General features: G+C 62.9%; 4 protein-coding genes. All 4 read left to right on the top strand.

The genetic code is table 11. The features are described 5' to 3' along the window. Window positions 1-50: 50 nt before the first annotated feature. Window positions 51-1,007, top strand: a complete 957-nt coding sequence (gene lpxC / locus ACFPWW_RS04455; protein ID WP_112703182.1) for a UDP-3-O-acyl-N-acetylglucosamine deacetylase — start codon at window positions 51-53, stop codon at window positions 1,005-1,007. Between the two features lie 274 nt (window positions 1,008-1,281). Beyond that, window positions 1,282-2,151 (top strand): outer membrane protein assembly factor BamD, encoded by an 870-nt coding sequence (locus tag ACFPWW_RS04460; protein WP_377310627.1) that lies wholly within the window; start codon window positions 1,282-1,284, stop codon window positions 2,149-2,151. Window positions 2,152-2,156: 5 nt separating this feature from the next. Further along, window positions 2,157-3,830, top strand: a complete 1,674-nt coding sequence (gene recN / locus ACFPWW_RS04465; RefSeq protein WP_377310629.1) for a DNA repair protein RecN — start codon at window positions 2,157-2,159, stop codon at window positions 3,828-3,830. A 137-nt stretch (window positions 3,831-3,967) separates the two neighbouring features. Further along, entirely contained in the window at window positions 3,968-6,124 is a 2,157-nt protein-coding gene (gene ligA / locus ACFPWW_RS04470) for an NAD-dependent DNA ligase LigA (RefSeq protein ID WP_377310631.1), read from the top strand. Window positions 6,125-6,274: the final 150 nt, after the last annotated feature.

The following is a 6,274-nucleotide window of genomic DNA, read 5'->3' on the forward strand; positions in this document are numbered from 1 at the left end:
AGATCCGGCCTGATGGCAACAGCGGGTGCGGAAGAATAAAGGCAGAACTTATGGGACTTGGCTTGTTGGGCTTTCAGACGACGGTATCGCGTCCGGTGACTCTTTCGGGCATCGGCGTTCATTCGGGTGCCGACGTTTCGATCACCTTCAATCCGGCCGAAGCCGGCACCGGCGTCGTCTTCCAGCGCGTGCATGAAAACGGTGACGTCACCGAACTGAAGGCCGTTTCCTCGCAGGTCGGCAATACCGATCTCTGCACCGTTCTCGGCTTCTCGCCGGCCCATTCCGTCGCGACGATCGAACATGTCATGGCGGCCGTCTATGCGCTCGGCCTCGACAATGTCGTCATCGAAGTCACCGGCGCCGAAATGCCGATCATGGATGGCAGCTCGGTTCCCTTCGTCGAAGCCATCGAACAGGTCGGCCTCGTTTCCCTCGGCGTCAAGCGCCGCTACATCCGCATCACCAAGCCGGTTCGCATCGAGCATGGCGGTTCCTGGAGCGAGTTCCGCCCCTATGACGGCACGCGCTTCGAAGTCGAGATCGATTTCGAATGCCCGCTGATCGGCCGCCAGAAGTGGGAAGGCGATCTCACCGCCGCCGTCTTCAAGACCGAGCTGTCGCGTGCGCGCACCTTCGGCTTCATGCGCGATGTCGAGCGTCTCTGGGCCTCGGGCCACGCTCTCGGCTCCTCGCTCGAAAACTCGGTCGTCATTTCCGACGACAATACCGTCATCAATGTCGAAGGCCTGCGCTACGCCAAGGACGAGTTCGTGCGTCACAAGACGCTGGATGCCGTCGGCGACCTGGCGCTTGCCGGCGCACAGTTCATCGGCTGCTACCGTTCCTATCGCGGCGGCCACAAGATGAACGCCAACGCTCTCAAGGCGCTGCTGAGCGACCCGACCGCCTATGAAGTGGTCGAGACCTCGACGCCGCGCCAGCGCGTTGCCGTTCGCGAATTCATTGCAGTCAGCGCTCCGGAATTCGCCCCCTGGTCGGCATGACCTCCAGTATACCAATTAAGGTCAGGGCCGCCTCCCAACGGGGGCGGTTTTTTTATGGGGAAGGGGCGGACGGGCGCGCCGATAGATGTTTTGCGGCATATATTTAGCCGTCGCCGCTTCGAATGCTGGTGAAAAGCCCGACATTCTCGGCGGTGCTGCCACAAAAATGCGTTAATGCGTGATCATTGCGTTGCTCTCGATGGGTATTTGTGGCTAGAAACGCCAGCTAGGCGTGGCTGCCGTGGAGTGGACGGCGGCGGTGGGATTCTTTCGAATGGCTTATGCAAGGTCTGACATGATGATGAAGACAGCGCGCGCTTTGCTCGCATCCTTGATGGTGCTGAGCGCAGGCGCCTTGATTTCCGGCTGCCAGTCGGACCCTGATATCGACATCACCAAGCTCGGCCTCGAGACCGATCCGCCTGACGTGCTCTACACGCAGGGCCTTGCCAATATGAAGGCCGGCAACATGGCCGAGGCGGCGCGCAAGTTCGACGCGATCGACGCGCAGAACCCGTTCTCGGAATGGGCGCGCAAGGCGCTCGTCATGAGCACCTTCGTCAAATACCGCCAGGGCCGCTTCGACGACGCGCTCGCGTCGGGCAACAAATACATGGCGCAGTATCCGAAATCCAAGGATGCCGCCTATGTGCAGTATCTGGTGGGGCTGACCTATTCCAAGCAGATCGTCGACGTGACGCAGGACCAGCGCGCCTCGCAGAAGACGATCGAGGCGATGCAGGCCGTCGTCGACAACTATCCCGATTCCGAATATGTCGACGACGCGCAGGCCAAGATCCGCTTCGCGCGCGACCAGCTCGCCGGCAAGGAAATGCAGGTCGGCCGCTACTACATGGAGCGCAAGGAATATCTCGCCGCGATTTCGCGCTTCCGCATCGTCGTCGAGAAATATCCGAACACGAACCAGGTCGAGGAGGCGCTTGCCCGTCTCGTCGAAGCCTATTACGCGATGGGTGTGGTCGAAGAGGCGCAGACCGCCGCCGCCGTCCTCGGTCACAATTATCCCGACAGCCAGTGGTATGCTGATTCGTACAAGCTGCTGCAGTCGGGTGGCGCGGAGCCGCGTGAAAACAAGGGTTCGTGGATCGCCGCAGCAGGCAAGAAACTCCTTCTCGGTTCCTGAGGCCAATGCTGATCCAGCTTTCGATCCGCGATATCGTACTGATCGAGCGGCTGGATCTTGCCTTCGAGACCGGCCTCTCCGTGCTGACGGGTGAGACGGGTGCTGGCAAATCCATCCTGCTCGACAGTCTTTCGCTGGCCCTTGGCGGGCGCGGCGACGGCGGCCTCGTGCGCCATGGCGAGGACAAGGGGCAGGTGACGGCCGTCTTCGATGTCGGCATGGATCACGGCGCCCGCAAGCTCTTGCGCGAAAACGGAATCGACGACGAAGGCGACCTGATCTTCCGCCGCCAGCAATCCTCCGACGGACGCACCAAGGCCTATGTGAACGACCAGCCGGTCAGCGTGCAGCTGATGCGCCAGGCCGGCCAGATGCTGGTCGAGATCCACGGCCAGCACGACGACCGCGCGCTTGTCGATACAAATGCCCACAGGACGCTGCTGGATGCCTTTGCCGGCATCAGCGAGGATGTGCAGGGCGTGGCGGCGCTTTACCGCCAGTGGCGCGACAGCGAACGCACGCTGAAGAAACATCGCGAGAAGGTCGAGGCTGCGGCCCGCGAGGCGGACTATCTGCGGGCGTCGGTCGAGGAGCTGGAAAAACTCTCGCCGCGCGACGGCGAGGAGGACGAACTTGCCGACCGCCGCCAGAAGATGATGAAGGCGGAGCGCATCGCCGGCGATATTGCCGAGGCTTCCGAATTCCTGAACGGCAATGCCTCTCCGGTGCCGCATATCGCCTCGCTGGTGCGCCGCCTCGAGCGCAAGAGCCATGAGGCGCCCGGCCTGCTGGAAGACACGGTGGCGCTGCTGGACGCCGCGCTGGACCAGCTTTCCAACGCGCAGATGGAAGTGGAAGCGGCGCTGCGCAAGACCGAATACGACCCGAAGGAGCTGGAGCGCGTCGAGGAGCGGCTGTTTGCGCTGCGCGCGGCCTCGCGCAAATATTCCGTTCCCGTCACCGAGCTTCCGGCACTTGCCGTGCGCATGATCAACGATCTTGCCGATCTCGATGCCGGCGAGGAGCGCCTGTCCAAGCTCGAGGCCGAAGTCGGTGCCGCCAAGGCGACCTACGATGCGGCCGCGCGCACGCTGTCCGAGAAGCGGCACCATGCCGGCGATGCGCTGGCGCAGGCCGTCATGGCCGAACTGCCGGCCCTCAAGCTCGAGCGCGCCCGTTTCATGGTGGAGATCACGACCGATGCGGAGGAAGCGACGGCCGAGGGCATCGATGTCGTCGAATTCCATGTCCAGACCAATCCGGGCACGCGGCCGGGCTCGATCATGAAGGTTGCCTCGGGCGGCGAACTTTCGCGTTTCCTGCTGGCGCTCAAGGTGGCGCTCGCCGACCGCGGCTCGGCGCCCACCCTCGTCTTCGACGAAATCGATACCGGTGTCGGCGGGGCGGTGGCGGACGCGATCGGCCAGCGGCTGAAGCGGCTTTCGGAGAAGGTACAGGTTCTCTCCGTCACGCATGCACCGCAGGTGGCGGCCCGCGCGGCCACGCATCTCCTGATCTCCAAGGGGCCGTCCGGCGAAGGTTCCGACAAGATCGCCACGCGCGTTGCCACCATGGCGCAGAAGGACCGCACCGAAGAGATCGCCCGTATGCTTGCCGGCGCTTCCGTGACCGAAGAGGCGAGGGCGGCTGCGGCAAGGTTGCTTGCCGGCAACGGCTAGCCATCCGCAGAAGGCGACAGGCGTCAACCTTTGCGCTTTCGACATCACAAGGCGCTGCCCTGATTCAGGCCATTGGTGCTATTTCATTCGCAGCAATTTGCTCTAAAACCATTGCAGATTCTCTGGAGTGAAGCTGCATGTCGACCGAATCCGTCGCTGTTGAGGACCTGACCCTTGAAGACGCCGCCGCTGAACTGGAGCGGCTGGCCAAGGAGATCGCGCGTAACGATGCGCTCTATCACGGCAAGGACCAGCCGGAGATTTCGGACGCGGATTATGACGCGCTGAAGCGGCGCAACGACGCGATCGAGGCGCGTTTCCCGGAACTGATCCGCGAGGACAGCCCGTCGCGCCGCGTGGGCGCTCAGCCGTCCAATACTTTCGCGCCCGTGGTCCATTCCAGGCCGATGCTGTCGCTCGACAACACGTTTTCGCAGGAGGACGTGCGCGATTTCGTCGCCAGCGTCTATCGCTTCCTCGGCCGCCTGCCGGACAATTCGATCGCCTTTACCGCCGAACCGAAGATCGACGGTCTCTCGATGTCGATCCGTTACGAGAACGGCAAGCTGGTGACGGGTGCCACGCGCGGCGACGGCACGACCGGTGAAAACGTCACGGCCAATATCCGCACCATCAAGGAAATCCCGAACGAGCTGCCCAGAGGCGTTCCGTCCGTCGTGGAAGTGCGCGGCGAGGTCTATATGGCCAAGAGCGACTTCATGGCGCTCAATGCCCAGATGGAAGCCGAGGGCAAGCAGACCTATGTCAATCCGCGCAACACGGCCGCCGGCTCGCTGCGCCAACTCGACGCGAAGGTGACGGCGAGCCGCAAGCTGCGATTCTTCGCCTATGCCTGGGGCGAGATGTCGGAGATGCCCGCCGATACGCAGATGGGCATGGTCGAGACTTTCAAGAGCTGGGGTTTTCCGGTCAATCCGCTGATGAAGCGCTTGAGCTCGGTGGACGATATCCTTGCCCACTATGCCGAGATCGGCCTCGAACGGCCTGATCTCGATTACGATATCGACGGTGTCGTCTACAAGGTCGACAGCCTCGAACTGCAGCAGCGCCTCGGCTTCCGCTCGCGCAGCCCGCGCTGGGCGACGGCGCACAAGTTCCCGGCCGAGCAGGCCTTCACCATCGTCGAGAATATCGACATCCAGGTCGGCCGCACGGGCGCCTTGACTCCGGTCGCGCGGTTGACGCCGATCACCGTCGGCGGCGTGGTCGTCACCAATGCGACGCTGCACAACGAGGATTACATCAGGGGCATCGGCAATAGCGGCGAGCGCATCCGCGAGGAGGAGCACGATATCCGCATCGGCGATACCGTGATCGTACAGCGGGCCGGTGACGTCATCCCGCAGGTGCTCGACGTGGTGATGGAAAAGCGGCCGGCGGATGCCGCGCCCTACCAGTTTCCCAAAGTGTGCCCGGTCTGCGGTTCGCATGCGGTGCGTGAGCGGCATGAGAAGACCGGCAAGCTCGATTCGGTCACCCGCTGCACCGGCGGCTTCATCTGCCGGGCGCAGGCGACGGAGGAGCTGAAACATTTCGTCTCGCGCAATGCCTTCGATATCGAGGGGCTGGGCTCCAAGCAGATCGACTTTTTCTTCGAGAACGAGGATCCGGCGCTGCAGATCCGCACCGCGCCCGACATTTTCACGCTGGAAAAACGGCAGGCCTCGTCCCTGACCAAGCTCGAAAATATCGACGGCTTCGGCAAGGTGAGCGTCGGCAAGCTCTATGCGGCGATCAACGATCGGCGCAGCATCGCGCTCCACCGGTTCATCTATGCGCTCGGCATCCGCCATGTGGGCGAGACGACGGCAAAGCTTCTGGCGCGCTCCTACGGCACCTACGAGGCCTTTGCGGCGGCGATGAAGGAGGCGGCAACGCTTTCGGGCGATGCCTGGAACGACCTCAACGCGATCGAGGGCATCGGCGAAGTCGTGGCGCGCGCCATTGTCGAGTTCTACAAGGAACCGCGCAATATCGAGGTGATCGGCCGCCTGCTTGACGAGGTGAGGCCGCAAGAGGCCGAACAACCGGTCACGGCGGGCAGCCCGGTTGCCGGCAAGACCGTCGTTTTCACCGGCTCGCTGGAAAAGTTCACGCGCGAGGAGGCAAAGGCGAGGGCGGAAAGCCTCGGCGCCAAGGTGGCCGGTTCCGTGTCCAAGAAGACCGATATCGTCGTTGCCGGCCCCGGCGCCGGCTCCAAGCTCGACAAGGCCCGCGAACTCGGCGTCCAGACGATGGACGAGGACGAGTGGCTGGCATTGATTGGTGGGTAACGGAAGGCCGGCGATAAGGCCGGCCTCAGACCGCTGACAAACCCGTCGATTTTTTCGGCGGGTTTTGTTTTTGAAGGTTTGGTTGTTTCCGGTTTGGCCGTGAGGCAGACGAAGTTGGCGGCCTTTTGCCTTCATGTCATGGCTGGTTTG

Source organism: Rhizobium sp. GCM10022189, assembly GCF_042656325.1.
GTDB lineage: Bacteria > Pseudomonadota > Alphaproteobacteria > Rhizobiales > Rhizobiaceae > Rhizobium.